The sequence below is a fragment of the Glycomyces salinus genome (assembly GCF_016428645.1).
Lineage (GTDB): Bacteria > Actinomycetota > Actinomycetes > Mycobacteriales > Micromonosporaceae > Glycomyces > Glycomyces salinus.
Genome location: NZ_JAELXW010000015.1, coordinates 105,321 through 132,151 on the forward strand (window position 1 = coordinate 105,321; position 26,831 = coordinate 132,151).

The 26,831-nt window shown below is 69.8% G+C and carries 24 protein-coding genes and 1 tRNA gene; 20 read left to right on the top strand and 5 right to left on the bottom strand.

Going from position 1 to position 26,831, the window contains the following annotated elements; genetic code table 11:
- Positions 1 to 2: 2 nt before the first annotated feature.
- From JFB92_RS06490 to JFB92_RS06535, 10 genes are all read left to right on the top strand, one after another.
- Positions 3 to 818, top strand: coding sequence for a thiazole synthase (locus JFB92_RS06490; protein WP_199036132.1), 816 nt, complete (start codon positions 3 to 5; stop codon positions 816 to 818).
- The gene (gene thiD / locus JFB92_RS06495; RefSeq protein ID WP_199036134.1) at positions 818 to 1,648 is read left to right on the top strand and encodes a bifunctional hydroxymethylpyrimidine kinase/phosphomethylpyrimidine kinase; all 831 of its coding nucleotides are present in this window, start codon (positions 818 to 820) and stop codon (positions 1,646 to 1,648) included. The genes JFB92_RS06490 and thiD overlap by 1 nt, the downstream gene beginning before the upstream one ends.
- 10 nt (positions 1,649 to 1,658) lie before the next feature.
- A complete protein-coding gene (gene thiC, locus JFB92_RS06500; protein WP_199036136.1) occupies positions 1,659 to 3,224 on the top strand; it encodes a phosphomethylpyrimidine synthase ThiC in 1,566 nt (521 codons plus the stop codon).
- A gap of 238 nt (positions 3,225 to 3,462) precedes the next feature.
- Positions 3,463 to 3,906: a 50S ribosomal protein L13 gene (gene rplM / locus JFB92_RS06505; protein WP_199036137.1), complete on the top strand. Its 444-nt coding sequence runs from the start codon at positions 3,463 to 3,465 to the stop codon at positions 3,904 to 3,906.
- Positions 3,907 to 3,930: 24 nt separating this feature from the next.
- Positions 3,931 to 4,455: a 30S ribosomal protein S9 gene (gene rpsI / locus JFB92_RS25330; RefSeq protein WP_199036188.1), complete on the top strand. Its 525-nt coding sequence runs from the start codon at positions 3,931 to 3,933 to the stop codon at positions 4,453 to 4,455.
- A gap of 185 nt (positions 4,456 to 4,640) precedes the next feature.
- Entirely contained in the window at positions 4,641 to 6,008 is a 1,368-nt protein-coding gene (glmM, locus tag JFB92_RS06515; RefSeq protein WP_199036139.1) for a phosphoglucosamine mutase, read from the top strand.
- Positions 6,009 to 6,123: 115 nt separating this feature from the next.
- The gene (locus tag JFB92_RS06520; RefSeq protein ID WP_199036141.1) at positions 6,124 to 6,972 is read left to right on the top strand and encodes a LemA family protein; all 849 of its coding nucleotides are present in this window, start codon (positions 6,124 to 6,126) and stop codon (positions 6,970 to 6,972) included.
- A gap of 43 nt (positions 6,973 to 7,015) precedes the next feature.
- Positions 7,016 to 7,708 carry a hypothetical protein gene (locus tag JFB92_RS06525; RefSeq protein ID WP_199036143.1) on the top strand — a complete coding sequence of 231 codons (693 nt, stop codon included), beginning with the start codon at positions 7,016 to 7,018 and terminating at the stop codon, positions 7,706 to 7,708.
- A gap of 126 nt (positions 7,709 to 7,834) precedes the next feature.
- Positions 7,835 to 8,527 carry a hypothetical protein gene (locus JFB92_RS06530; RefSeq protein ID WP_199036145.1) on the top strand — a complete coding sequence of 231 codons (693 nt, stop codon included), beginning with the start codon at positions 7,835 to 7,837 and terminating at the stop codon, positions 8,525 to 8,527.
- Positions 8,528 to 8,608: 81 nt separating this feature from the next.
- Positions 8,609 to 8,683, top strand: a tRNA-Gln gene (locus tag JFB92_RS06535).
- Here JFB92_RS06535 and JFB92_RS06540 read toward each other — a convergent pair.
- Genes JFB92_RS06540 through JFB92_RS06555 form a run of 4 tightly spaced genes read right to left on the bottom strand, consistent with a single transcriptional unit; the run spans position 8,651 to position 12,909 of the window.
- Positions 8,651 to 9,778: an ROK family protein gene (locus JFB92_RS06540; protein WP_199036147.1), complete on the bottom strand. Its 1,128-nt coding sequence runs from the start codon at positions 9,776 to 9,778 to the stop codon at positions 8,651 to 8,653. The two genes, JFB92_RS06535 and JFB92_RS06540, sit on opposite strands and share 33 nt — an antisense overlap.
- A gap of 3 nt (positions 9,779 to 9,781) precedes the next feature.
- Positions 9,782 to 11,047 (bottom strand): sugar ABC transporter permease, encoded by a 1,266-nt coding sequence (locus JFB92_RS06545; protein ID WP_307789039.1) that lies wholly within the window; start codon positions 11,045 to 11,047, stop codon positions 9,782 to 9,784.
- The gene (locus tag JFB92_RS06550) at positions 11,044 to 11,808 is read right to left on the bottom strand and encodes an ATP-binding cassette domain-containing protein (RefSeq protein ID WP_199036149.1); all 765 of its coding nucleotides are present in this window, start codon (positions 11,806 to 11,808) and stop codon (positions 11,044 to 11,046) included. The genes JFB92_RS06545 and JFB92_RS06550 overlap by 4 nt, the downstream gene beginning before the upstream one ends.
- A gap of 9 nt (positions 11,809 to 11,817) precedes the next feature.
- Positions 11,818 to 12,909, bottom strand: coding sequence for a sugar ABC transporter substrate-binding protein (locus JFB92_RS06555; protein ID WP_199036151.1), 1,092 nt, complete (start codon positions 12,907 to 12,909; stop codon positions 11,818 to 11,820).
- Positions 12,910 to 13,076: 167 nt separating this feature from the next.
- Here JFB92_RS06555 and glmU point away from each other — a divergent pair, with 167 nt between their 5' ends.
- From glmU to JFB92_RS06605, 10 genes are all read left to right on the top strand, one after another.
- Positions 13,077 to 14,516 carry a bifunctional UDP-N-acetylglucosamine diphosphorylase/glucosamine-1-phosphate N-acetyltransferase GlmU gene (gene glmU, locus JFB92_RS06560; protein ID WP_199036153.1) on the top strand — a complete coding sequence of 480 codons (1,440 nt, stop codon included), beginning with the start codon at positions 13,077 to 13,079 and terminating at the stop codon, positions 14,514 to 14,516.
- Between the two features lie 97 nt (positions 14,517 to 14,613).
- Positions 14,614 to 15,597: a ribose-phosphate diphosphokinase gene (locus tag JFB92_RS06565; RefSeq protein ID WP_199036155.1), complete on the top strand. Its 984-nt coding sequence runs from the start codon at positions 14,614 to 14,616 to the stop codon at positions 15,595 to 15,597.
- Positions 15,598 to 15,831: 234 nt separating this feature from the next.
- A complete protein-coding gene (locus JFB92_RS06570; RefSeq protein ID WP_199036157.1) occupies positions 15,832 to 16,434 on the top strand; it encodes a 50S ribosomal protein L25/general stress protein Ctc in 603 nt (200 codons plus the stop codon).
- 21 nt (positions 16,435 to 16,455) lie between these two features.
- Positions 16,456 to 17,043 carry an aminoacyl-tRNA hydrolase gene (pth, locus tag JFB92_RS06575; protein WP_199036159.1) on the top strand — a complete coding sequence of 196 codons (588 nt, stop codon included), beginning with the start codon at positions 16,456 to 16,458 and terminating at the stop codon, positions 17,041 to 17,043.
- Between the two features lie 41 nt (positions 17,044 to 17,084).
- Positions 17,085 to 18,608: a sugar transferase gene (locus JFB92_RS06580; protein ID WP_307789040.1), complete on the top strand. Its 1,524-nt coding sequence runs from the start codon at positions 17,085 to 17,087 to the stop codon at positions 18,606 to 18,608.
- Between the two features lie 81 nt (positions 18,609 to 18,689).
- Complete coding sequence (locus JFB92_RS06585; protein ID WP_199036161.1) at positions 18,690 to 19,490, top strand: 3'(2'),5'-bisphosphate nucleotidase CysQ; 801 nt, start codon at positions 18,690 to 18,692, stop codon at positions 19,488 to 19,490.
- 54 nt (positions 19,491 to 19,544) lie between these two features.
- On the top strand, positions 19,545 to 20,447 hold the full coding sequence (cysD, locus tag JFB92_RS06590; RefSeq protein ID WP_199036163.1) for a sulfate adenylyltransferase subunit CysD: 903 nt from the start codon (positions 19,545 to 19,547) through the stop codon (positions 20,445 to 20,447).
- Positions 20,447 to 21,736 carry a sulfate adenylyltransferase subunit 1 gene (locus JFB92_RS06595; protein ID WP_199036169.1) on the top strand — a complete coding sequence of 430 codons (1,290 nt, stop codon included), beginning with the start codon at positions 20,447 to 20,449 and terminating at the stop codon, positions 21,734 to 21,736. The genes cysD and JFB92_RS06595 overlap by 1 nt, the downstream gene beginning before the upstream one ends.
- A gap of 91 nt (positions 21,737 to 21,827) precedes the next feature.
- Positions 21,828 to 24,029, top strand: a complete 2,202-nt coding sequence (locus tag JFB92_RS06600; protein WP_199036171.1) for a glycine betaine ABC transporter substrate-binding protein — start codon at positions 21,828 to 21,830, stop codon at positions 24,027 to 24,029.
- Between the two features lie 45 nt (positions 24,030 to 24,074).
- Positions 24,075 to 26,558, top strand: a complete 2,484-nt coding sequence (locus JFB92_RS06605) for an Hsp70 family protein (RefSeq protein ID WP_199036173.1) — start codon at positions 24,075 to 24,077, stop codon at positions 26,556 to 26,558.
- Between the two features lie 63 nt (positions 26,559 to 26,621).
- Here JFB92_RS06605 and JFB92_RS06610 read toward each other — a convergent pair.
- Positions 26,622 to 26,831: hypothetical protein (locus JFB92_RS06610; protein ID WP_199036175.1), on the bottom strand; the 210-nt coding region annotated here is incomplete at its 5' end.

Below are 26,831 nucleotides of genomic sequence, written 5' to 3' on the forward strand. Positions count from 1 at the left end.
CCATGGACAAGCCCACACACGTCGCCCCGCCCGCTCCCCGAACCGGAACGGATTCCGAACTCAAGATCGCCGACAGGACCTTCGACTCCCGGCTGGTGCTCGGCACCGGCGGCGCGGCGAACCTCGCCCAGCTCGCCGACGCCATCACCGCCTCGGGCACCGAACTGGTCACCGTGGCCCTCCGCCGCGTCGACCCCCACGCGGGAGGGTCCATCGTGGACGTCATCGAGCGCTGCGGCGTCGACGTCCTGCCGAACACGGCCGGCTGCTTCACCGCCGAGCAGGCCGTCCGCACCGCCCGCCTCGCCCGGGAGGCCTTCGAGACCGACTGGATCAAACTCGAGGTGATCGGTGACGAGGACTCGCTCCTGCCCGACCCGGTCGAACTGCTCGACGCCGCCGAGACCCTGGTGGCCGACGGCTTCACCGTCCTGCCCTACACCAACGACGACCCGATCCTGGCCACCCGCCTCGAAGAGGCCGGCTGCGCGGCCGTCATGCCACTGGCCGCGCCCATCGGCACCGGCCTGGGAATCCGAAACCCGCACAACCTCGCCCTCATCTGCGAAAAAATCAAGGTGCCGGTCATCTGCGACGCCGGAATCGGCACCGCCTCCGACGCCGCCCAGGCCATGGAACTCGGCTGCGCGGCGGTCCTGCTGGCCACCGCCGTCACCCGCGCCGCCGATCCGGCCCTCATGGCCACGGCCATGCGCGACGCGGTGAACGCGGGACGGGCCGCGCGCCTCGCCGGGCGCATCCCGAAACGCCACCTCGCGCAGGCCTCGACGAGTTTCGAAGGGATGGCGAACCTCTGATGCGACCGCCCGTAGCGCTCACCATCGCCGGATCCGACTCCGGCGGCTGCGCCGGAATCCAGGCGGACCTGCGGACATTCGCCGCGCACCGCGTCCACGGCACCAGCGTCATCACCGCGCTGACCGCCCAGAACACCCTCGGCGTCGCCGCCGCCGAACCCGCCGGCCTCGACATGCTCGAGGCGCAGCTCGAATCGGTCCTGTCCGACTTCGACGTAGCCGCCGTCAAGACCGGCATGCTCGCCGATCTGCACACGCTCGTGGTCGTCGGCGGCGCCGCCCGCGCCGGACGCCTCCCCAACCTCGTGATCGACCCGGTCCTGGTCACCACCACCGGAGACAGCCTCTTCACCGGCGACCCGGGCGCCTACCTCGACGCCTTCGGCGACGCGCCCGCGCTCCTGACCCCCAACATCCCCGAGGCCGAGGTGCTGACCGGCGGCCGCATCGGCGACCTCGACGGCATGAGGGAGGCCGCCCGCTCCCTGGCGTCCATCGGCCCCTGCCCCGTGCTCGTCACCGGCGGCCACCTCGACGGCGACACCGCCGTCGACGTCCTCTACGACGGCAGCGACTTCACCGAGTACGAGGCCCCGCGCGTCGACACCAACAACACCCACGGCACCGGCTGCACGTTCTCGGCCGCGATCGCCGCGGGCCTCGCCCGCGGCGTCGGCCTGCTCGACGCCATCGGGGAGGCCAAGGAATACCTGACCGGCGCGCTGGCCGCCTCGGCGGACTGGCGACTCGGCAAGGGACCCGGACCGGCGGACCACCTCTGGTGGCTCGACCGCAAGGACCGCCGCGAACGGTCCACCATCACCGAATAAGGAGCGCAGCATGGCGAAAACCGCAAGGAAGAAGGTCTACGTGGACGGCCCCCGGCCGGACGTCCGCGTGCCGTTCACCGAGGTCGAGCTCGACGGCGGCGAAGAGCCGGTGCGGCTCTACGACACCTCCGGCCCCGGATCCGACCCCGAGCGGGGCCTGCCGCCGCTGCGCGGGGCCTGGATCGAGGAGCGCCGCGGGGACGGCAAGGGCAACACCCAGCTCCACTACGCCCGGCAGGGGACCGTCACCCCGGAGATGGAGTTCGTGGCCGTCCGCGAGGGCCTGGAGCCCGAGTTCGTGCGCGACGAGGTCGCCGCGGGTCGCGCCATCATCCCGGCCAACGTCAACCACCCCGAGACCGAGCCGATGATCATCGGCAGGAACTTCCTCACCAAGATCAACGCCAACATCGGCACCTCGGCGGTCTCGGACTCGATCGCCGCCGAGGTCGAGAAGCTCACCTGGGCCACCAAGTGGGGCGCCGACACGGTGATGGACCTCTCGACCGGCAAGCACATCCACGAGACCCGCGAGCACATCGTCCGCAACTCGGCGGTCCCGATCGGGACCGTGCCGCTCTACCAGGCCCTGGAGAAGGTCGACGGCGACCCGGCCAAGCTGAACTGGGAGGTCTACCGCGAGACCATCCTCGAGCAGGCCGAGCAGGGCGTGGACTACATGACCGTGCACGCGGGGGTCCTGCTGCGGTACGTCCCGCTCGCGGCCGACCGGGTCACCGGCATCGTCTCGCGCGGCGGTTCGATCATGGCCGCCTGGTGCCTGGCCCACCACGAGGAGAGCTTCCTCTACACCCACTTCAGGGAGCTGTGCGAGATCTTCGCCGAGTACGACATCTCCTTCTCCCTCGGTGACGGGCTGCGGCCCGGCTCGATCGCCGACGCCAACGACGAGGCCCAGTTCGCAGAGCTGCGCACCCTCGGCGAGCTGACGAAGATCGCCTGGGAGTACGACGTGCAGGTCATGGTCGAGGGCCCCGGCCACGTGCCGATGCACAAGATCAAGGAGAACGTCGACCTCCAGCAGGAGATCTGCGGCGAGGCCCCGTTCTACACGCTCGGGCCGCTGACGACCGACGTCGCCCCCGCCTACGACCACATCACCTCGGCGATCGGGGCGGCCATGATCGGCTGGTTCGGCACCGCGATGCTGTGCTACGTCACTCCCAAGGAGCACCTCGGCCTCCCCAACCGCGACGACGTCAAGGAGGGCGTGATCGCCTACAAGATCGCCGCCCACGCCGCCGACCTCGCCAAGGGGCACCCCGCCGCGCAGGCCTGGGACGACGCCCTGTCCAAGGCCCGGTTCGAGTTCCGCTGGGAGGACCAGTTCAACCTCTCGCTCGACCCCGACCGGGCCCGCGAGTACCACGACGAGACCCTCCCGGCCGAACCGGCCAAGACTGCGCACTTCTGCTCCATGTGCGGCCCGAAGTTCTGCTCGATGAAGATCAGCCAAGAGCTCAAGGACTACGCCCAGCAGGGTATGCGGGAGAAGAGCGAGGAGTTCGCCGAGACCGGCGGCAAGGTCTACCTGCCGGTCGTCGAGGCGAACTAGCTGTATCCGAGGTCACGGCGGCCGCCTTCGGAGCCGCCGCCGTGACCACGTAAACTATGTAGCTGTTGTTCGAGTGCCGTCTTCACGAGGCGCTGTCCAACGAATCCCGCCGACCGGCGGCCGTGCGGCCACCGAGCGATTCACGGTCGGCAGCCGCCGCCGCGAGCGGGATTCAGGCGGTCCCGCGCTTTTCTCCGCGGGGTTCGTTCCACACCGACAACGAAAGCTAGGTAAACCTGTGCGCACGTACAGCCCGAAGCCGGACGACATCGACCGGCAGTGGCTCGTGATCGACGCGTCCGACGTGGTGTTGGGTCGGCTCGCGACACACGCAGCCCAACTGCTCAGGGGCAAGCACAAGCCCTCGTTCGCTCCGAACGCCGACACCGGCGACTACGTCATCGTCGTCAACGCCGAGAAGGTCGTCCTGACCCGGAACAAGGCGCAGACCAAGAAGGCCTACCGCCACTCCGGCTACCCGGGCGGCCTCAAGGAGAAGTCCTACGCGGACCTGCTCGAGAAGGCCCCCCACAAGGTCGTCGAGAAGGCCATCCGAGGCATGCTGCCGAAGACCAAGCTCGGCCGAGCCCAGATCAAGAAGCTGAAGGTGTACCCCGGCCCCGGCCACCCGCACGCCGCCCAGCAGCCGCAGCCCTACGAGATCAAGAAGGTCGCGCAGTAGGCGCGGGCGGAAGGAGATTAGACAATCGTGAGCGAAGAGACCCAGGTCCCCGAGACCACCGAGGCACCGGTCACCGAGGCACCGATCGCCGAGGTTCCGGTCGAGGTCCCGGCCGACGTGGCCGCGGCCCCGTCCGTGCCCAGCATCCCGTCGGTTCCGGCCGACCGCCCCATCCAGACCGTGGGCCGCCGCAAGCGCGCCATCGCCCGCGTGCGCCTGGTCCCGGGCACCGGCCGCTACCTCATCAACGGCAAGACCCTCGAGGATTACTTCCCGAGCAAGGTCCACCAGCAGACGGTGGCCGAGCCGTTCGTGACCGTCGAGGCCGGCGACAACTTCGACGTCCTGGTCAACATCAAGGGCGGCGGCGCCACCGGCCAGGCCGGCGCGCTGCGCCTGGGCATCGCCCGGGCCCTGATCGAGATCGACCCGAACATGCGCCCGGCGCTCAAGTCCGCCGGCTTCCTCACTCGCGACGCCCGCGAGAAGGAGAGCAAGAAGTACGGTCTCAAGAAGGCCCGCAAGGCGCCGCAGTACTCCAAGCGCTAGCACTGGTTCCCCCGGCAGGGGGAACGCGCTAGTCTGCACTTTTGACGGGGCTGCCGAGGAGGACATCCTCGGCGGCCCCGATTCTCATCTCGCCACTGGGCCAATTTATGGCTCGCAAGCATCGCCAAGAGGGCCAATTCACGGCTCGCAAGCATCGCCAAGACCGCAAAATTGGGGTAACCACCGTGTCACGACTGTTCGGCACCGACGGAGTCCGGGGACGGGCCAACGACGACCTCACCCCGGAGCTGGCGCTCCGGCTCAACATCGCGGCCGCCGGCGTCCTCGGCGCCGGCAAGCTGGGCAGATCGACCGCTCGCGAGCTCGCCGAGAGGAGCAGACCGGTCGCCGTCATCGGCCGCGACCCCCGCGCCTCGGGCGAGATGCTCATGGCCGCCTCCGCCGCCGGACTCGCCGCCGCCGGAGTCGAGGTCGTCGACCTCGGCGTCCTGCCCACGCCTGCGGTCGCGCACCTGACGGCCGTCACCGGCGCCGACTTCGGCGTCATGATCTCGGCCTCGCACAACCCCATGCCCGACAACGGCATCAAATTCTTCGCCGCCGGCGGCCGCAAGCTCCCCGACGACGTCGAGGACGCCATCGAGGCCGCCCTCGACGCCCCGGCCCCGCTGCCGCAGGGCAAGGGCGTCGGCCGCATCACCACCTCGGAGAACCCGGTCGAGACCTATATCGAGCACCTGGTGGCGGCCGCCCCCCACCGGCTCGACGGTATCAAGGTCGTCGTCGACCCCGCCAACGGCGCCGCCAGCCTGGCCGCCCCCGAGGCCCTGCGCCGCGCCGGCGCCGAAGTGATCGCCGTCAACGACGCCCCCGACGGCCTCAACATCAACGAGAACTGCGGTTCCACCCACCTCGAGGGCCTCCGGGCCGCCGTGGTCGAGCACGGCGCCGACGCCGGGATCGCCCTCGACGGCGACGCCGACCGGTGCCTGGCCGTCGACGCGGCCGGCCGGGTGGTCGACGGCGACGCGATCATGGCGATCCTGGCCCTGGCCCTGCGCGAGTCCGGGCGGCTGCGCGGAGACACCCTCGTGACCACCGTCATGAGCAACCTCGGCCTGCACCAGGCCATGGACGCGGCCGGCATCGAACTCCAGACCACCAAGGTCGGCGACCGCTACGTGCTTGAACGCCTCACCGAGGGCGGATTCTCCCTCGGCGGCGAGCAGTCCGGGCACATCATCATGTCCGACCACGCCACCACCGGGGACGGCTCCCTGACCGCGGTCATGCTGCTGGCCCGCATGGCCGCCTCCGGCAGGAGCCTCGCCGAACTGGCCGAGGTGTTCACCGCAGCTCCGCAGGTCCTGATCAACGTCAGCGTGACCGACAAGAAGGTCATCGAGACCGAGTCGGTGCGCACCGCCGTCGTCGAATGGCAGCGCAAACTCGGCGCCGACGGCCGCGTCCTGCTGCGCCCCTCCGGCACCGAACCGCTGGTCAGAGTCATGGTCGAAGCCTCGGAGGAGCCGGTCGCCCGGTCCGTGGCCGCCGAGCTGGCCGCCGTCGTCGAGAACGCGTTCGTCGCCTGACCGGCCCCCTCGGCGAGGCTCCGCGAGCCGGGGCCCGGCACCGCCCGGACCCCGGTCGCCGGTCACCGCCGCTGGTGCCGATGCATTAGGCTCACGTCCCATGACTCCCGTAATCGTGACCCTCGTAGTTCTGCTGCTGGTCGGTCTCATCCTGATGGTCTGGATGCTGAGCGGACGCAACAAGCTGGTGCGCCTGCGCAACATCACCCAGGAGTCGTGGGCGCAGATCGACGTCGAGCTGCAGCGCCGCTACGACCTGCTCGACAACCTCATGTACGTCGTGCAGCAGGCCGCCGGTTCCGAGAACGCCACCCTCCAGCAGGTGGCCGCGGCCCGCACCAACGCCATGCACGCCCGGCAGGACCCGAACGTCGGACACGGACAGCAGGGACAGGCCGAGGGCCAGCTCTCCGGGGCGATCCGGGGCGTCATCCACATGCAGGAGCAGTACCCGACCCTGAAGACCAACCAGAACTTCCTCCAGCTCCAGGCCGAGATCGTCGAGACCGAGAACCGCATCGCCGCTCCGCGGCGGTTCTACAACGCCAACGTGCGTGAGTACAACACCGCGCTTCAGGTCTTCCCGACCAGCATCTCGGCCAAGTCCGGCGGGTTCCAGCCCGAGGAGTACTTCGAGCTGGACACCCCCGAGGCCCGCACCGCGCCGAAGCTGCGCGACATGGGCCAGCAGCAGGGCGGCTTCCCGCAGCAGCAGCCCCAGCAGATGCAGCCCCCGCAGCTACAGCAGCTGCCGCCGCCGCAGGCCCCGCCGCCCGGCCAGATCCCCGGCCAGCCGCCCCGGCAGCCCGGCTACGGACAGCCCCAGCCCGGGTACGGGCAGCCGCAACCCGGCTACGGCCAGCAGCCGCCGCAGCAGCCCGGCTACGGACAGCCCGGTTTCCCGCAGCAGCCCCAGCAGCCCCAGCAGCCCGGTTACGGACAGCAGCCCCCGTACGGCCGCTGAGCCGACCGCGCGCTGAAGTGCCCCCCGACAAGGATCCCTGTTCATGAGTGAGACGCTCCTCGCCCAGAGTTCCAGCAGTGCCAGCAGCGGCGAGTGGATCATCGCCGTCGTCATCGCGGTCGTCATGGCCGTCGTCGGCGTCATCGCCTACCGCATCCGGCAGAAGAAGATCGCCGCCTACCGGGCCTGGGCGGCGCACTACGGCTACCACTACGAGCCGAGCGACAACAGCGTCGTCGGCATGTCCACGGAGGATCCGTTCGGGGAGGGCCGCAACCGCAGGGGCATCGACGTCTTCCGCGGCGGGTACAAGAACCTGCACCTGGTGTTCTTCCAGTACAACTACACGACCGGATCGGGAAAGAACTCCCAGACGCACAGCTACCAGGTGGTGGCGATCGGACTGCCGTCGCAGCGGCCGCTGCTGGACATCAGCCAGGAGAACGCGTTCTCCAAGCGCTTCCAGAAGGACATCGACTTCGAGAACCAGATGTTCAACGACAAGTTCCGGGTCAAATCCCCCAACCGGCGGTTCGCGTTCGACGTCATCCACCCCCGCACCATGGAGTGGATGCTGGCCGACCAGCGGGCCCAGGCGTACCGGTGGCGGTTCGAGGGCCCGTGGCTGATGACCTTCCGGCCCGGTGCACTCAACCTCCAAGAGGTGTTCTTCTACGCCGACTTCCTGATCGACGTCTACGCCCAGGTGCCCCGCCATGTGTGGTCGAACCAGTAGTGACCTCTTCGGCTTCGCCGACGCGCCACGGTCCGGCCCGCGGCCGAGTCGCGGAGGGCCGGCGACCGGCGCAGACCGTCGATGAGGGTCCGAGGACGGGCTCCGCCCCGAGGAGGAGTATCCCCCGTGCATGAGCATCTGGTCGTGCCGGGCATCGGCGTCGGCGACGCCGTGGGGCTGCTCGTTGCGGGGGTGTGCGGGCTCCTGGTCGCCGTCGGATTCTTTGTCCACTGGCGGGTCTTGCAGGCGAAGATCGCCGCCAACCGGGCGTGGGCGGCACGGCACGGCTTCAGCTACATACCGTTCGACTCCTCGGTGGCGAGCGTGTCGAGCGCCGAACCGTTCGGCATCGGGTGGTCCCGGCGCGGTGTCGACGTCTACCGCGGGAAGTACCGGAACTTCCATGTCATGTTCTTCCGGTACGACTACGCGCCCACATTCGGAAAGGGGACCGACACCGTCTCCCACCAGGTGGTGGCGCTCGCCCTGCCCGCCTCGCGGCCGCTGCTCGACATCGGCCACGAGGGTTTCTGGTCCAAGCGCTTCGGCGACGGCATCGACTTCGAGAACCAGGCCTTTAACGACCGCTTCAAGATCAGGTCGGGCAACGGGAGGTTCGCGTTCGACGTCATCAACGCCCGCACGATGGAGTGGATGCTCGCCGACCAGCGGGCCCAGGCGTACCGGTGGCGGTTCGAGGGCCCGTGGCTGATGACCTTCCGCCTTGGCGAGCTCAAACTCGAAGAGGTGTTCTTCTACGCCGACTTCCTGATCGACGTCTACGCCCAGGTGCCCCGCCACGTGTGGTCGACCCAATAGCGATATCCTTGAGCGGGCCGCGCGGTGAGGCGTGGCCAATATTCGGCCCGTGGTCTTGCACTCAGCGAACCATGCGGCCGGTGGCCCGTGGTGTAATCGGCAACACTACTGATTTTGGTTCAGTCATTCCAGGTTCGAGTCCTGGCGGGCCAGCCACATTAACCGCATCCGCTCCATCAGGGCCTCGAAACCGATCTCCGCCGCACCGGTCAGCGGTCCCTGTGCGCCCAGCGCCGCGGTTCGCAGGCGCAGCCTGGCCCGCAGCTGCGGCAGCGTCGCCTCCGCCAGACTCGACCGGACCGCGGCCGCCGAGGACAGGTACAGCTCCCGCAGCCAGCCGCCGAACAGGATCTCATCGGGGTTCGTCGCCGTCACCACCGCGCCCAGCGCCAGACCCAGGAACTCCCCGGACCGCCGCACCATCTCCCGCGCGGCCGTGTCGCCCAACCGCGCCGCGATCGTGGTCTCGTCGATCGTCTCGGAGAAGTCGAAGGTGCCCATCTCGGCCTCCACGCACCCGCTCAGGCCGCACCGGCACCGCTGCCCGCCCGGGTTGACCACGATGTGGCCCAGCATGATCGAGCTGCCGCGCCGCGGCCGCCCGTCGACCACCCACCCGGCGGTCAGGCCGTGCCCGCCGTGCAGGTAGAGCAGGTTCGCCACCCCGTGGGCGTCGCCGCGCGACCACTCGCCGACGGCCGCGGCCGTGGCCACGTCCACCACTCGCCACACCCTGCCGGTAGCGCTTTCCAGGTCGGCGCCGAAGTCTCGGTCCGCCCACCCCAGCTCCGAGGACTGCGCCACCGTGCCCCCGTCGACCAGGCCCGGGACCGCCGCGATCGCGTCGGAGACCTCGGCGTCGGCCAGCAGCGCGGCCGCCGCCTTGGCGACGGCGGCCCCGTCGGCCCCGGGCGCGATCGGGACCTCGTCGCGCCGCAGGACCGTCCCGCCCAGACCCACCACGGCCAGCCGCAGCCGTTTCCAGCGGACCTCCACGGCCGCCACCGTCGCGGCCTCGGGGACGCACTCGACCAGGGTCGAGGGCCTGCCGGCGGCGCCGGTCGGCCGGCCCGTCGTCTCCTGGATGTGCCCCGACTCGGACAGGTCCGAAGCCAGGGCGCCGATCGTGGAGCGGTTGAGGCCCAGGGCCTCGGTCAGTTCGGCGCGCGTCTGGGGTCCGCGGCGGTGAAGCCGGTCCAGCAGCGCGCTGCGGTTGCGGCGGCGCAGTTCCTCGGTAGCCGGTCGTGCCACCGCTCAATGCCTGCCGAAGAGCCGACCCTGGCCCCGGGACATCGCGTCGACCCCGGCCGCGAGCAGCAGCACCAGTCCGGTCACCGCGAACCGGACTCCCGCGCTCAGGCCCATCAGGCCCATGCCGTTGTTGATGATCGCCACTACAGCCCCTCCAAGCAGGGCAGCCCGCACCGTGCCCTTGCCACCGAAAAGGCTAGCACCGCCGATGACCGCGGCCCCCACCGAAAGCAGCAGCACATTGGACCCGCCGGTATTCGGGTCGACCGAGGCCGCGCGGGAGGCCGCGACGATGCCGCCGACCGCGGCCATGCCCGAGCAGATCACGAATGCCGAGATCCGGACCCGGTCGACGGCGACGCCGGCGCGCAGGGCCGCCTCGCGGTTGCCGCCCACGGCATAGAGGTGGCGACCGAACCTGGTGCGGTGCAGCACGAACGAGCCGACGACGAAAAGCGCGCCGAGCAGCACCACCACGATCGGCACGCCGGTGAGGGAGACCAGCTGCGGGTTGGCCGAGCGCTCCAGGTTGAGTAGGAACACCGTGGCGGTCAGCAGCCCTGTCAGGGCCGCGATTCGGGTGATGACGACCGGCAGCGGGTCGTGGACCAGGCCCCGGCCGGACCGGCGCCGCCAGCGCGAGAGCTGCACGGCCGCGTACACCACGACGGTGACCGCCAGCAGCAGCCAGCCGTGGGAGCGCGAGAGGTTGCCGCCGGCGATGTCCTTGACGAACTCGTTGTCGATGGTGATGTTGGTGCCCTCTTTGAGGATGATGAGCGCCAGGCCCTGGAAGGCCAGGAACGCCGCGAGGGTCACCACGAACGAGGGGATGCCGAGCTTGACCACCAGCGCGCCGAGCGTCAGTCCGATGACGGTTCCGGCGATCACGGCGGCGCCGATGCCGACCGGCCAGGACAGGCCCAGGTCGGTCAGGATGACGGCCATGATCGCCGCGCACACGCCGGAGGTGAAGCCGGCCGACAGGTCGATCTCGCCGATGATGAGGACGAACACCAGGCCCATCGCGATGCAGGCCACGGCCGCGCCCTGGCCGAAGAGGTTGGCGAGGTTGCCGACCGACAGGAAGACGGGGTCGAGCGCCCCGAAGAACAGGCACAGGGCGATGATCCCGGCGACCGCCGGGAGCGCCCCGACCTCGCCGGACCGCACCTTGGACAGGTAGGCGCGGGCGTGGTCGAGGACCTGGCGGGCGGGTCCGGTCCGCTCGGCCCCGGAGCCGGGCCGGGTCTTGACGTCGATGCTCACGGCTGCACTCCGTTCGAGTCGGTGATCCCCAGGCCGTTCGAGCGTCCGCTGGTGATCAGCTCGACCACTTGCGACTGGGTGGTGTCGGCCGCGTCGAGGACGGCGGCCATCCGGCCCAGGTAGAGGGCGGCGATGCGGTCGGCCACGGCGAACACGTCGTTGAGGTTGTGGCTGATGTAGAGGACGGCCAGGCCCTGGTCGGCCAGGCGGCGGATGAGTTCGAGCACCTGGCGGGTCTGGGCCACGCCGAGGGCGGCGGTGGGCTCGTCGAGGATGACCAGGCGCGAGTTCCACAGCACGGCCTTGGCGATGGCGACGGTCTGGCGCTGGCCGCCGGAGAGGCTGGCGACGGTCTGGCGGAGGTTGCGGATGGTCCGCACCGCCAGGGATTCGAGCGTCTCGGCGGCCAGCTGCTCCATGGCGTCGTCGTCGAGGACGACGCCGCGGAGCTTCTCCCGCCCCAGGAACATGTTCTCGACCACGTCCAGGTTGTCGCACAGGGCGAGGTCCTGGTAGACGACCTCTATGCCGAGCGCGGCCGCGTCGCGGGGGCTGCCGATCTCGTGGGAGTCGCCTTCGACGGCGATGGTCCCTGAGTCGATGGCGTGGATGCCCGCGATGCATTTGACCAGGGTCGACTTGCCGGCGCCGTTGTCGCCGACGAGGGCGCAGACCTCGCCGGCGTCGATGGACAGGTCCACCTCGGAGAGGACTTCGACCGGGCCGAAGCTCTTGGAGATGCGGGAGAGTTCGAGCAGCAACTTCGTTCCTTATTGTTCCTGGAGTCCGGCCTCGTCGCACAGGTCGGCGTACTCGCCCGCGCACAGTTCGGCGTAGTCGGCGAAGCCGTCGTCGATGACGGTCTGGATGGAGTCGATGGTGATCGGGACCGGTTCGAGCAGCACGGCCGGGATCTCGTCCCCGCTCTCGGGGTCGGTCACGGTCGCGTCGGTCTCGGGCATGTCGCCTCCGGCGAGGGCGACCGCGAGGTCGGCGGCGGCGTTGGCCTCCTCTTCGATGGCCTTGTAGACGGTCATGCACTGGTCGCCGGCGAGGATGTTCTGCAGGCCCTGGAGGGTCGCGTCCTGGCCGGTGACCGGGACGGTGCCGTTGAGGCCGTTGCGTTCGAGGACGGTGATGACCGCGTGGGCGAGGCCGTCGTTGGCGGCCAGGACGCCGTCGACCTGGCCGTCGGTGTCGGTGAGCATCTGGTCGAAGGTGGTGCCGCCCTGGGCGTTGTCCCAGTCGGGCACCCACTCGTCGGGGCCCTTCTCGAATTCGCCGGAGTCGTAGAGCGGGTCGAGCACCGAGTCGTAGCCGTTCTTGAACAGGGTGGCGTTGTTGTCGGTCGGGGAGCCGTTGAGCTCGGCCACCAGGGGAGTGTCGACCCCTTCGAGGCATTGGACGAGGGTCTCGCCCTGGAGCTGCCCGACCCGTTCGTTGTCGAAGCTGACGTAGTAGTCGGCTCCGCCGCCCTCGGTGAGGCGGTCGTAGTCGATGGTGGCCACGCCCTGGGCCTTGGCGTTCTCGATGACGGTCGCGCCGGTGCCCGAGTCGAGGTTGACGGTCACCAGGACGTTGACGCCGCTGGTGAGCATCTGGTCGGCGATGGTCTGGAAGTCTTCGCGGCTGCCCTGGGCGTTCTGGATGTCGTACTCGACGCCGGCCGCTTCGAAGGCGGCTTCGAGGTAGGCGCGGTCGGCGGTCTCCCACCGGTCCGAGGAGGCCGAGTCGGGGAGGATCACGCCGATGAAGGGCGTGTCCTCGTCGCCGCCGGACGACGTGCCGTCGCCGCAGGCCGCTGCGGTGAAGGTGAGGGCGATCGCCGCGGCCGCGCTGAGTGAGGTCTTGAGGACTTTCATAGGGGTACCTCCGATATTTGTTGCTGTCAGCAACATATGATGAGTGACGTGGCTCGCACAAGTGGCGGGGAGGTGCTAATAACGTTTCATCGGTAACGATTTGGTAATGGAGCCCGGGGCGGGTCTGGGGCGATTCACCCCCTCGTCACCGACTACCATGGCCCATCATGAGCAGTGAGCGATCGGCGATCATCCTGGCCGCGGGCCTGGGGACTAGGATGAAATCCAGCAGGCCCAAGGTTCTCCACGAGCTGTTGGGCAGGCCCCTTCTCGGCCATGTCCTCAAGGCGACCAAGGCCATCCACTCCGACCGGCGCGTCGTGGTCGTCGGCGCCGCGGCCGACCAGGTCACTGCCTACCTCGAAGAGCACGCGCCCGACATCGAGACGGTCAACCAGGCCGAGCAGCTCGGCACCGGCAACGCCGTCCGCATCGCCATGGAGGCGCTGCCGGACCTGACCGGGACCGTCGTGGTCTCCGCCGGCGACGTTCCGCTGCTGCGCCGCGAGACCCTGGAGCGCCTGGTCGAGGTCCACGAGAAGGACGGCAACGCCGCGACAGTCCTGACCGCCGAGGTCGACGACCCGACCGGCCTGGGCCGCATCGTCCGCGACGAGGCCGGGAACGTGCTGCGCAACGTCGAGCACCGCGACGCCGACGAGGCCGAGCTGGCCATCCGCGAGATCAACTCGAGCATCTACGCCTTCGACGCCGAGGTCCTGCGCGAGCAGCTCGCGAAGCTGAACACCGCCAACGACCAGGGCGAGGAGTACCTCACCGACGTGCTGGAGCTGGCCCGCGAGGCCGGGCACACGATCGGCGCGTTCGTCGTCGGCGATCCCACCGAGGTCCTCGGCTGCAACGACCGGGCCCAACTGGCCGGGCTCCGCCGCATCCTGCGCGACCGCGTCAACACCGAGCTGATGAAGTCGGGGGTCACCATCGAGGACCCCGAGACCACCTGGATCGACGCGACCGCCAAGGTCGCCCCCGACGTGCTCATCCGCCCCGGATGCCAGCTCAAGGGCGCCACCGCCGTCGACACCGGCGCCGAGATCGGCCCCGACTCGACCCTGAACGACACCATCGTCGGCCAGGGGGCCCGGGTGGTGCGCAGCCACACCGACCAGGCCACCGTCGGCGAGGGCGCCTCGGTCGGGCCCTTCTCGTACCTGCGGCCCGGCGCCAAACTCGGCGAAGGCTCGAAGGTCGGCGCCTACGTCGAGGTCAAGAAGTCCGAGCTCGGGCCCGGCGCGAAGGTCCCGCACCTGTCCTACGTCGGCGACGCGACCATCGGCGCCAAGGCCAACGTCTCGGCCGGGGTCATTATCGCCAACTACGACGGCGTCGCCAAGCACCACACGACCATCGGCGAGGGCTCCTTCGTCGGCTCGGACTCGGTCCTGATCGCCCCGGTCAACGTCGGCGACGGCACCTATGTCGCGGCCGGCTCGGCGATCAGCGCCGACGTGGCCCCCGGCGAGCTGGCCGTGGCGCGCGGGCGGCAGGCCAACAAAGAGGGCTGGGTCGCCAAGAAGCGGCCGGGGACGGTCACCGACGAGGCCGCCAAGCGCGCGATCGCGGACTCCGAGGAGACCGGAGAGTAACGGCACACTGGATCACCCACCGGTGTGCGCGGCCGGATCGGGCAGGGGACACTTGATGCGTCGAGGTTCAGGTGAAGACTATGGGGGAACCATCGCCATGGCGAGCATGTCCGCTGTCAACTCCAAGATGCTCATGTTGTTCTCCGGGAGCTGTTACCCGGAACTAGCGGAAGAGATCGGCAAGCACCTGGGGGTCGCCCCGACCCCCACCAGCTCCTATTCGTTCAAGAACGGCGAGCGTTTCGTCCGCTACCAGGAATCGGTCCGCGGCTGTGACGCCTTCGTCGTCCAGTCCATGGCGACCCCGATCAACGACTGGGTCATGGAGACCCTGATCATGGTCGACGCGCTCAAGCGCGGATCGGCCAAGCGCATCACGGTGGTCCTGCCGTTCTATCCGTACGCGCGCCAGGACAAGAAGCACCGCGGCCGCGAGCCCATCTCCGCCCGGCTCGTGGCCGATCTGCTGAAGACGGCCGGGGCCGACCGCATCCTGACCGTCGACCTGCACACCGCGCAGATCCAGGGCTTCTTCGACGGGCCGGTGGACCACCTGTTCGCGATGGGCATCCTGGCCCGCTACGTCGAGGAGAAGTACGCCGGTCGCGACATGGCCGTCGTCTCGCCCGACACCGGGCGCGTGCGCCTGGCCGAGCGCTGGTCGGACCGGCTCGGCGGCTGCCCGATCGCCTTCGTCCACAAGACCCGCGACCCGCTCAAGCCCAACGAGGTCGTGGCCAACAAGGTCGTCGGCGACGTCGACGGGCGCACCTGCCTGGTCATCGATGACATGATCGACACCGCCGGGACGATCTGCTCGACCGCCGAGCTGCTCACCGAGGAGGGCGTGGACGACATCGTCATCGCCTCCACTCACGGCATCATGTCGGATCCGGCCGCCGAGCGACTGGCCGCGGCCCCGGTCAGCGAGGTCATCGTGACCAACTCGCTGCCGCTGCCCGCGGACGTGGCGGCCCTGGAGAAGGTGACCGTCCTGTCGATCGCGCCTCTGGTCGCCAAGGCAATCTGGGAGGTCTTCAACGACGGCTCGGTGACCACCCTGTTCGGCGGACTTTCCTGAGCCGGACCGCGGCTCGCGGACCCGGCCGCGAGGATCACACCCGGCCTCCCGTCGAAGGCCCTGGGCGGCGCGAGGTGTAGGCTGGTGAGGTTGCCGACGGCGAGGGCGTCCCCGAGACGGACGCCGTTATCGACGCGATGGCGAAGGTCTTATTTGGGGCTGTCCGGTCCTTCTTATGCCGACGTGAGCGTCGAGCGCCTGAGAAATTTCGCTTGAGAATCAGGGAGTATTTCCGTGTCCGAAGTTCGTATCAGCGCAGAGCCTCGCACTGACTTCGGGAAGGGCGGTGCGCGCCGTACACGCCGGGCCGGAAAGGTTCCGGCCGTGGTCTACGGCCACGGCGAGAAGCCGCGTCACATCTCTCTTCCCTCGCTCGAGTTCGCCGCCGTCCTGCGCAAGGGCGGCCTCAACCAGCTGATCGAGGTCGAGGTCTCCGACGGCAGCCGCGAACTGGTCATCCCCAAAGACGTCCAGCGCGACGCGCTCAAGGACGACATCATCCACGCCGACCTGCTGATCGTGCGCCGCGGCGAGACCATCACCACCGACGTCTACATCAGCTGGACCGGCGAGGTGGAGAAGGGCGGCCTGGTGGTCCACGAGATCGACTCGCTCAGCATCGAGGCCGAGGCCACGATCATCCCCGAGTCGATCGAGGTCGACCTCGAGGGCCTGGCGGTCGGTTCGCAGCGCACCGCCGGTGAAGTGGCTCTGCCCGAGGGCGTGGTGCTGCTGACCGACCCCGACGCCGTGCTCGCGTCGGTCACCGTGCCGCGCGCCGAGGCCGCCGCCGAGGAGTCCGAGGAGGAATCCGAAGGCGAAGAGGCCGCCGAGTAGCCCGGGAGGCGACCCGACGACATGACCGACTCCTCAACGCTGGTGGTCGGCCTGGGCAACCCCGGGCCGAAGTACTCCGCGAACCGTCACAACGTCGGATTCCTGGTCGCCGACGTGCTCGCAGGGCGCGTCGGCGCCCGTTTCTCCGTGAGCCGCAAGGCCCGCGCCGAAGTCAGCGAGGCCCGCTTGGGGGTAGGCGGGCCTCGCCTCGTTCTCGTCAAGCCCCTGACGTTCATGAACCTCTCCGGTGAGGCCGTCGGCCCCCTGGCCAAGTACTTCGGGATCGAACCGCAGTCGGTCATCGCCGTCCACGACGAGCTCGACCTGCCCTACGGTCAGCTGCGGCTCAAGCGAGGCGGCGGCGAGGGCGGCCACAACGGACTGCGGTCGCTCTCGAAGACCCTGGGCAGCAAGGACTACGTCCGGGTGCGGTTCGGCATCGGCCGCCCGCCCGGCCGCCAGGAGGCGGCCGACTACGTCCTCAAAGACTTCGCCAAGGCCGAGCGGGCCGAGCTGGACCTGAACCTCGAGCTCGCCGCCGACGCGGTCGAGGCGGTCATCACCAAGGGCCTCGAAGCGGCCCAGAACACCTACAACGTCGCAAAGTGACCTAGCCGTCACTGATCGTGCGCTCGGTCGTTAGATCGATTGTGACGGTTACAGAGGCACGCGGAGGCGAGCGTTCAGAGCCGCAGGTGCGGCAGGCGGAGCGGGCCGGACCCGCGCAGGGGCACGTCTACTCGATCAGCCCTGCCGGGCGGGCCTTCAGCGGTCCTCCGGGATGGCAGCGCAAGTACTTCGCCGGGATCGTGTTCAGCGATGTGGCCGCCGGCATCCTCGGCGCGGCCGTGGCCCTCCTCGCCCGCTTCGGGAGTCTCAACGAGCACAGCCAGATCTACGCGCTCGGCCTGCTGGCCCTGCCCGCCGTCTGGATCGCCGCGCTCGGCCTGTCACGGGCCTTCGAGAGCCGCTACCTGTTCGTCGGCACTGAGGAGTACCAGCGGGTGGTCAACGCCGCGCTGTCGCTGGCGGCCGCGGTCGCCCTGGTCTCCTACGGACTGGAGCTGCCGACCTCGCGCGCGTTCGTGCTCATAGCCTTGCCCACCGCGGCCGCGGTGTCGATCGGGGCGCGCTTCGCCTGGCGCAAATGGCTGCACGGCCAGCGCCGTGCCGGCAAGTGCATGAAGCGGGTGGTGCTGGTCGGGCACGAGTCGGCGGTCGCCGCGTTGGTGGTGCAGCTGCGGCGCGAGCACTACCACGGGCTCAACGTGGTGGCGGCCTGCCTGCCCACCGAGGAGGCCCGCGGGGCGCTGCTGGAGTTCGACACCCGTGTGCGCGGCTCGTTCGACCGGATAGCCGACGCCGTCGCCGCCGAGCGGGCCGACACCGTGATCGTCCTGTCCTGCCCCGAGATCGACGGCCCGGCGCTGCGCCGGCTGGCCTGGAAGCTCGAACGCTCGGACGTGGACCTGATCGTGGCCTCGGCGCTGGTGGACGTCGCCGGGGACCGCACCACCATCCGCCCGGTCGACGGGCTGCCGATGCTGCACCTCGACCACGCCAGGCTGACCGGCGTCCGCCGCTGGGTCAAGAACTCGGTCGACCGGATCGGCGCGGCCCTGCTGCTGCTGGCGCTCTCGCCGCTGCTGCTGGGCGCGGCGTTCCTGATCCGCGCCACCTCGCCGGGTCCGGCGGTCTTCAAGCAGGAGCGCATCGGCAAGGACGGGCAGCCGTTCACCATCTGGAAGTTCCGCACGATGTACGTCGACGCCGAGCGGCGGCTGGCGCAGCTCAAGCACCTCAACGAGTCCGACGGGGTCCTGTTCAAGATGAAGGACGACCCGCGCGTGACCAGGATCGGCAAGCATCTGCGGAGGTTCTCGATCGACGAGTTCCCGCAGCTGGTCAACGTCCTGCGAGGCGACATGAGCCTGGTGGGCCCGCGCCCGCCGCTGGCGGTCGAGGTGGCCGCCTACGAGACCGACATGCGCCGCCGGCTGGTCGTCAAGCCCGGCATGACCGGGCTGTGGCAGGTCTCGGGCCGCTCGGACCTGCCGTGGGAGGAGGCGGTGCGCCTCGACCTGCGGTACGTCGAGAACTGGACGCTGTCGCTCGACCTGGTGATCCTGTTGCGCACGGTCACCGCGATCCTGCGGCCCCACGGCGCCTACTAGACGCGAGCATAACTCTCAGTAACTGGGATGGGTCCGACCAGTATCTGGACCCCATTGGGCCGCAGCGTAGAATCGGCGACCATGGATCAGACCCCGGCCACCGCCACGCCAGAAGCCGCCGACCCCGAGGACGCGGCCCTCGCCGCGGACCTCGCCACCGGCGCCGGCGAGCTGCTCATGCGGCTCCGGGGCGAGCTCGGCTTCGAGGACGGGCGGGCCCTCAAAGACGCCGGGGACCAGGGCGCCAACGACTACCTGCTCGGCCGCCTGGCCGCCGAGCGGCCCGGCGACGCCGTCCTCTCCGAGGAGGGCAAGGGCGAGTCCGGACGGGTCGGGACCGAACGGCTCGGCGCCGACCGGGTGTGGATCATCGACCCGCTCGACGGCACCCGCGAGTTCTCCGAGGCCGGACGCGACGACTGGGCCGTGCACGTCGGCCTGTGGCAGCGCGGCCTCGGCCTCACCGCCGCGGCGGTGGCCCTGCCCGCCCAGAATGTGACGTTGCGCACCGATAAGCGCTACCCGGTCTCCGGGCCCCGGCCCGAGCGGCCCCGCATCGCCGTGTCCCGCACCAGACCACCGGCTCAGGCCGACGCCGCCGCGGCGGCCCTCGGCGCCGAACTGGTCCCGTGGGGCTCGGCCGGAGCGAAGGTCATGGCCGTGGTCGCGGGTAAGGTAGACGCTTACGTGCATGCAGGCGGGCAGTACGAGTGGGACTCGGCCGCCCCGGTGGCGGTGGCGATCGCCTCCGGCTGGCATGCGACGCGGATCGACGGCGGACCGCTGCGGTACAACAATCCCGATCCGTACCTGCCGGACCTGTTGGTCTGCCGCCCGGATCTGGCAGAGCCGCTGCTCAAAGCCGTGCACACGGCCGCCTGATAGAGAATTTCTACCGAACCCTGCCGGGTTCGAGTTGAGAGGAGTGTTGCGTCGGTGAGCGACTACCGCGTCAGCCATCTCGCCGCGCTGGAAGCCGAGGCGATCTTCATCATCCGGGAGGTCGTGGCCACCTGCCAGCGGCCCGTGCTGCTCTTCTCGGGGGGCAAGGACTCCATCGTCATGCTCCACCTGGCGCAGAAGGCCTTCGCTCCCGCGCCGGTCCCGTTCCCGGTCATGCACGTCGACACCGGGCAGAACTTCGACGAGGTCATCGAGTTCCGCGACCGCCGCGTCGCCTCCACCGGCGTCCAGCTGGTCATCGCCTCCGTCCAGGACGCCATCGACCGCGGCCTGGTCACCGAGCCCCCGGACGGCACCCGCAACCGCATCCAGACCCCGGTCCTGCTCGAAGCGGCCGAGAAGTACCAGTTCGACGCCCTGTTCGGCGGGGCCCGCCGCGACGAGGAGAAGGCCCGCGCCAAGGAGCGCGTGTTCTCCTTCCGCGACGACTTCGGCCAGTGGGACCCCAAGAACCAGCGGCCCGAGCTGTGGAACATCTACAACGGCAGGGTCCACCCCGGCGAGCAGATCCGGGTCTTCCCGCTGTCCAACTGGACCGAGCTCGACGTGTGGCGCTACATCGGCGAGCAGGAGATCGAACTGCCGCCGGTCTACTTCGCCGGCCCCCGCGAGGTCGTCGAGCGCGACGGCATGCTGTACGCGGTCAACCGGTTCATCACCCCGCGCGACGGCGAGGAGGTCTTCACCGAGACCATCCGCTACCGCACCGTCGGCGACGCCAACCTGACCGCCGGGGTCCGCTCCGAGGCGGCCACCATCGAGCAGATCATCGCCGAGGTCGCGGCCACGCGCATCACCGAGCGCGGCGCCACCCGCGGGGACGACAAGACCTCCGAAGCGGCCATGGAAGACCGGAAACGGGAAGGGTACTTCTGATGACGGACGCGGCGACCCTGGCGCCACACGGCGCCGAGGACACCACCGAGCTGCTGCGCTTCGCCACCGCCGGCAGCGTCGACGACGGCAAGTCCACCCTCATCGGGCGGCTGCTGTTCGACACCAAGACCCTCTTCGAGGACCAGTGGGAGTCGGTGACGGCCGTCAGCGCCGGCCGGGGCGACGAATACACCGACCTGGCTCTGCTGACCGACGGGCTGCGCTCGGAGCGTGAGCAGGGCATCACCATCGACGTCGCCTACCGCTACTTCGCCACGCCCGAGCGCAAGTTCATCATCGCCGACACTCCCGGGCACATCCAGTACACGCGCAACATGGTCACCGGCGCCTCGACCGCCGACCTCGCGCTGATCCTGGTCGACGCCCGCAAGGGCCTGGTCGAGCAGTCGCGGCGGCACGCCTTCCTGTGCTCGCTGCTGCGGGTGCCGCACATGGTCCTGTGCGTCAACAAGATGGACCTGGTCGACTACGACGAGGCCGTCTTCAAGCAGATCGAGCAGGAGTTCAGCGCCTTCGCGACCAAGCTCGACGTGCCGGACCTGACCGTCATCCCGGTCTCGGCGCTCAAGGGCGACAACGTCGTGACCCGCTCGGAGAACCTGAGCTGGTTCGAGGGCCCGAGTCTGCTGCACCACCTGGAGAAGGTCCACATCGCCTCGGACCGGAACCTGGTGGACGCGCGCTTCCCGGTCCAGCACGTGATCCGGCCGCACTCGAACGACAACCACGACTACCGCGGCTACGCCGGCCAGGTCGCCTCGGGCGTGATGAAGCCCGGCGACGAGGTCATGGTGCTGCCCAGCGGCTTCACCACTCGGATTGCCGCGATCGAGACCGCCGACGGCGAGGTCGAGGAGGCCTTCCCGCCGATGAGCGTCACGGTGCGGCTGGAGGACGAGCTGGACGTCTCGCGCGGCGACATGCTGTGCCGCCCGGGGAACCAGCCGCGGGTCTCCCAGGACGTCGATGCACTGGTGTGCTGGATGGACGAGTCCAAGCCGCTGCGGCTGCGCGGCAAGTACGCCGTCAAGCACACCACCGCCGACGTGCGCGCGATCGTCAAGGACGTGCAGTACCAGCTCGACGTGAACACGCTGCATCGCGACGAGTCGGCGAGCGAACTGAGGCTCAACGAGATCGGCCGCGTCACGCTGCGCACCACCAAGCCGCTGCTGTGCGACGACTACCGCCGCAACCGCGCGACGGGCGGGTTCATCATCATCGACGAGTCCGACAACCGAACCGTGGGCGCGGGCATTATCGTCTGAGCCCGGAACTGAACGCAGCGGGCCGGACCGAAAGGTCCGGCCCCGCTTTCGTCCACTCGCGGACGTGGACGAAACCCCCTACAGTGGCCCTATGGCCAACCTCAACCCCCGTACGGCCTTGATCTGCGTGGATTTCGGCACCTCTCATACGGTCGTGACCCTGCACCGCCCCGACGGACGTATCCACCAGCAGCTGTTCGACGGTTCACCGCAGTTGCCTTCGGCGGTGTTCGTGAACGACGAGGGCGGCCCGGTCGTCGGCGCCGACGCCGTCCACAGCGGACGCCGTAGTCCGGAGCGCTTCGAGCCCAACCCGAAACGCCGCATCGACGAGGGCACAGTGCTGCTCGGGAAGCTGGAGCTCCCGGTCACCGGCTTGATCGCGGCCGTCTTCTCCAGAGTGGCCCGGGAGTGCGAGCGAACCCTCGGGGGCCTCGGCCCGGTCACCGTGACCGTCCCGGCGGCATGGGGCCCGACCCGCCGGCACGTGGTGGCCGACGCCGCGACCGCCGCCGGGCTCGGCGACGTCACTCTCGTGCCCGAGCCGGTCGCCGCGGCCGGGTATTTCGTCGAGGTCCTCGGCAGCGACGTGCCGACCGGCTCCGGCGTGGTCGTCTACGACCTGGGCGGGGGCACCTTCGACGCCACGGTCCTGCGCCGCACGCCCGCCGGCTTCGAGGTGCTGGCCGTCGACGGCGCCGACGATCTGGGCGGGCTCGACTTCGACCAGGCCCTGGCCGAGCGCCTGGCCGCGAGCGTCCGCCCCGACGACGAGCGCTGGCAGCGATTGACTTCGCCGCAGAGCCCGGCCGACCTGCGTCACCGCAGGGCCTTCCTGGAGGAGGTCCGCTCGGCCAAGGAACGGCTCTCCCGGGCCGCCTCCACGGACCTGACGATCCCGCTGCTCGATGTCGACGTCCACCTGACCCGCGAGGAGCTGGAGACGGTGGCCGCGCCGCTGCTGGAGCGCACCGTGCGCCTCACCCAAGGCGCTCTCCGCGAATCCGGCCTGGCAGGGGACCAGATCGCCGGGTTGTTCCTGGTCGGAGCGGCGAGCCGGATGCCGCTGGCGGCGACCATGCTGCACCGCGGACTCGGCATCGCACCCGAGGCGATCGAGCAGCCCGAGCTGGCCGTCTCCGAAGGCGGCCTGGCGGCCGGGTCGATGACTTCGTCACCCCCGACCGCGACCCCGGGCCCCGCGCTGCCGCCGCAGACCGCTCCGGCTCCCGCGGCGACCGCACCGCTGCCTCCCCCTCCGCAGCGGTCCGGAGCGAGCGGATGGCTCAGGTCCAAGCGCGGCATGGCGACCGTCGGTGCCGGGACGCTGGCGCTGCTGCTGGTGATCGCGGTCCTGGTGTCGATCCCGCTGCTGCGAGACGGCGGCGACTCCGGTGACGACACCGGGACTCTGGAAGCCGGCCAAGATTCAGACGGCGATGAGGCGACGAGTGAAACGGCGGACGAGCCGAGCGACATCGCCGACGAGCGCAGTGAGTTCGGCCTGCCCGAGGGCGACGGCGACATCACCATCGGTTCTTTGGGCTGGGACGAGGTCGTCGTAGCCGCCGAGCTATGGCGTCATGCTCTGGAGGGCTCCGGCTATACGGTCGAGACCCGGGAGTTCAGTAATGTCGAGCAGCTTTACGAAGCACTGGACTCGGGGGACATCGACCTCACACTGTCCGGCTGGGACTGGTCCGCTGAGGGCTTCGATGTCGACTCCGATGACCGGTCATTCGAACAACTTGGAATCTGGTTGGACTTCCAACTCACGGTGGCCGTCCCGGCCTATGTCGATGATCTCGACTCCCTCGAGGAGCTGAACGGCCACGCCGACCTGTTCGGTGGCCGCATCGTCGGAATCGAGGAGGCAGCGGCCCTGACCGAAACCATGCGGGAAGCGGTGATCCCGACCTACGACATCGAGGAGTTGATTCTGGAGACCTCCTCGACCCCGGCGATGCTCGCCGAGCTGGACTCGGCTATCGCGGCCGAGGAGCCGATCGCGGTGACCCTGTGGCAGCCGCACTGGGCCTACGATGAGTACGACCTGAAGAATCTCGAGGACCCGGATCTGGCTCTCGGCGAGCCCCTTCCCGGCCACAGCCTCGTCCACATCGGCTTCAATGCGGACCACCCCGACCTGGCCGACGCTCTGGACTCGTTCTCCATGAGCCACGACGAGCTGGCCAGCCTGATGAACACCGTGCTCAACGAGTACGGCGGCGATGCCGAGGCCGGGGTGACCGCTTGGCTCGAGGACAACACCTTCAGTGAGTTGATCGCCTAACGCGCCTGGTCCGAAGCGTAGACGCCGGTCACTACAGTGGTCGGCATGTCCAACCTCAACCCCCGGTCCGCTTCGGTCAGTGTCGATTTCGGGACCTCCCATACGGTCGCCTCCATCCGGCGGCCCGACGGGCGGGTCCACCAGCAGCTGTTCGACGGTTCGCCGCAGTTGCCCTCCGCGGTGTTCATGAACGACGAGGGCGGCCCGGTCGTCGGCACCGACGCCGTCCACAGCGGACGCCGCAAGCCCGAGCGGTACGAGCCCAACCCCAAGCGTCGCATCGATGACGGCCAGATCCTGCTCGGCGACAGCGAACTGCCGGTCACCAGCGTCATCGCCGCCGTGCTCGGCCGCGTCGCGCGCGAGTGCGAGCAGACCCTCGGCGGCGGCCTCGGCCCGGTCACCGTGACGGTGCCGGCCGCCTGGGGACCGACCCGCCGCCATGTCATCGCCGACGCCGCAGACGCCGCCGGGCTCGGGAAGGTCGACCTCGTGCCCGAGCCGGTCGCGGCGGCCTCCTACTTCGTCGGTTCCCTCGACAACGAGGTGCCGGTCGGCTCCGGTGTGGTCGTCTACGACCTCGGCGGCGGGACCTTCGACGCGACCGTCCTGCGCAGCACGCCCTCGGGTTTCGAGGTGCTGGCCGTGGACGGCGCCGACGATCTCGGCGGGCTGGACTTCGACCAGGCCCTGGCCGAGCACGTCGCCGCCTCGGTCCAGCCCGACGACGAGCGCTGGCGGCGCCTGACCGCCCCCGAAGGCCCGGCCGACCTGCGCTACCGCACCGCCTTCCTGGAGGAGGTCAGGTTCGCCAAGGAGCGGCTGTCCCGCGGCACCTCGACCGACCTGACCATCCCGCTGCTGGACGTCGACGCCCACTTGACCCGGGACGAGCTCGAGACCGTGGCCGCCCCGCTCCTGGAGCGGACGATGCGCATCACCCAGGGCGTCATCCGCGAGTCCGGACTGGCCAAGGAGCAGATCGCCGGGCTGTTCCTGGTCGGTGCGGCGAGCCGGATGCCGCTGGTGGCGACCATGCTGCACCGCGAGCTGGGCCTGGCCCCGGCCGCGATCGAGCAGCCGGAGCTGGCCGTCTCCGAAGGGGGACTGGTGGCCGCTTCGGTGGCCTCGTCCCCGCCGGCGACGCCCCAGCCGAGCCCGGCCCTGCCGCCCCACACGCCGCAGGCCGCGGCACCGCCGCCGCAGGCCGCTCCCGGGCAGCCGACCCCGCAGCCTTCGCCGACGATGCCGATGCAGGCGCCGACGCGCCCGACCGGCCCGATCCCGGCGCCGTCCCCGGTCCAGTCTCCCGCCATGACCGGACCGATGCAGCAGACCGCGGCGAGCGGACCCTGGTGGAAGTCCAAACGGGGCATGACGGTCATCGGATCGGGCGCCGCCGCGCTGCTGCTGCTCATCGCGGTCCTGGTGGCGATACCGCTGCTCCGCGAGGACCCCGCCGACGACGACAGCGATGGCGACACGACCCAGGCCGGCGCTGAGGAGACACCCGAAGAGACGGACGAGGCGACCGAAGAGGCGTCCGCCGACGGCGGCGGCAGCTCCGGCTCGGCCGGAGAGACCTCCGGGGTCGTGGACCTCGACAGCGCCGTCTTCGGTGATCCGGTGAGCGAGGCCGTCCAGGCCCACCAGGGGGCGGTGACCCGGTTGCGCGTCGCTCAGCTCGATGGAGTAGACGTCGCCGTCACCGGCGGAGAGGACGGACTGGTCCGCGTCTGGGATCTGATCACCGGAGAGGATCTCCATGTCTACCGCGGCCACGCGTACGAGATCAGTTCGCTCTGGGTCACCGAATACGAGGGTGACCAGGTGGTCTACTCCAGCGACGGCGAATCCGAGGCTGTCTGGTACCTCGCCGATCCGGACAACCCGATCGACGAGCGGGACGCCGTCTACGGCGACGTCCACTGGGCCGGACTGCTGTCGGACGGGACTCCGGCGTACATGGCGAGCGGCGATGTGCACCAGCTGTTCACCGGAGAAGAGCTCGGGGGCGTCTCCTCTCCGGGAGCGGACGCGTGGACCCTGATGGAGGTCGACGGCGAACTGCGGGCCGTCGGGCTGGACGACAACCGGGTCATCGTCACCGATCTGGAGGACGGCGAGAACGTCAGCGGCACGTTCGACCAGGTGCCGAACGAGGTCGTCACCCTCAACATCGGTGACGTCGGCGGCACCGCGCTCGCGGTGACCGCGACCAACACCGGGTCCATCCAGGCCTGGGACCTGGCCTCGGCCGAGCCCTACGGCACCGAGGCGAGCGACTCTTTCCAGAGCATCAAGGGTCTGGAGATCCTCACCGTCGACGATGGCGCGGCGGTGCTGGTCTGGGGCAGCAAGGGCGTCAACCTGTTCGACCTGGAGACCGGCGAGCAGATCGAGGACACCTTCGCTCCGCCCGTCGGCGAGGAGGGGTTCTTGGCTGCGGTGGCCCAGATCAACGACCACCGGGTGACCGTGACCGGATCGTCGACCGGCGAGCTCCGGGTCTGGAGCATCAACGTGTGACGGAGGCGCGGCCCGCAGCATGGCGGCGGGTCGCGCCTCCGCGGCCATGTGGCTACGCGGGCGTCATCCGAGGTCGTGGATGCTGAAGGTGCGTCCGTCGGCGAGGTGGAGTTCGACCGGGCCCCAGATCGAGTAGAAGCGGAGCGCGCCGAAGGCGGATTCGTGTTTGCCGAAGCTCTTGCCTGCTTCGGGGTAGACGACGGAGGAGAAGGCGCCGTTTCCGGCGGTGTCGTAGCCCGCGGCGAGGACGCCGGGGCAGTTGGATAGGTGCGA

What these genes read in the sequence shown, in the direction of transcription:
- JFB92_RS06565 (WP_199036155.1), top strand. Translation starts at nt 14,614, where the DNA reads ATGGCGAGCATGTCCGCTGTCAACTCCAAGATGCTCATGTTGTTCTCC.
- JFB92_RS06585 (WP_199036161.1), top strand. Translation starts at nt 18,690, where the DNA reads ATGGATCAGACCCCGGCCACCGCCACGCCAGAAGCCGCCGACCCCGAG.
- thiC (WP_199036136.1), top strand. Translation starts at nt 1,659, where the DNA reads ATGGCGAAAACCGCAAGGAAGAAGGTCTACGTGGACGGCCCCCGGCCG.
- JFB92_RS06525 (WP_199036143.1), top strand. Translation starts at nt 7,016, where the DNA reads ATGAGTGAGACGCTCCTCGCCCAGAGTTCCAGCAGTGCCAGCAGCGGC.
- pth (WP_199036159.1), top strand. Translation starts at nt 16,456, where the DNA reads ATGACCGACTCCTCAACGCTGGTGGTCGGCCTGGGCAACCCCGGGCCG.
- JFB92_RS06490 (WP_199036132.1), top strand. Translation starts at nt 3, where the DNA reads ATGGACAAGCCCACACACGTCGCCCCGCCCGCTCCCCGAACCGGAACG.
- glmU (WP_199036153.1), top strand. Translation starts at nt 13,077, where the DNA reads ATGAGCAGTGAGCGATCGGCGATCATCCTGGCCGCGGGCCTGGGGACT.
- JFB92_RS06555 (WP_199036151.1), bottom strand. Translation starts at nt 12,909, where the DNA reads ATGAAAGTCCTCAAGACCTCACTCAGCGCGGCCGCGGCGATCGCCCTC.
- thiD (WP_199036134.1), top strand. Translation starts at nt 818, where the DNA reads ATGCGACCGCCCGTAGCGCTCACCATCGCCGGATCCGACTCCGGCGGC.
- JFB92_RS06595 (WP_199036169.1), top strand. Translation starts at nt 20,447, where the DNA reads ATGACGGACGCGGCGACCCTGGCGCCACACGGCGCCGAGGACACCACC.
- JFB92_RS06605 (WP_199036173.1), top strand. Translation starts at nt 24,075, where the DNA reads ATGTCCAACCTCAACCCCCGGTCCGCTTCGGTCAGTGTCGATTTCGGG.
- JFB92_RS06600 (WP_199036171.1), top strand. Translation starts at nt 21,828, where the DNA reads ATGGCCAACCTCAACCCCCGTACGGCCTTGATCTGCGTGGATTTCGGC.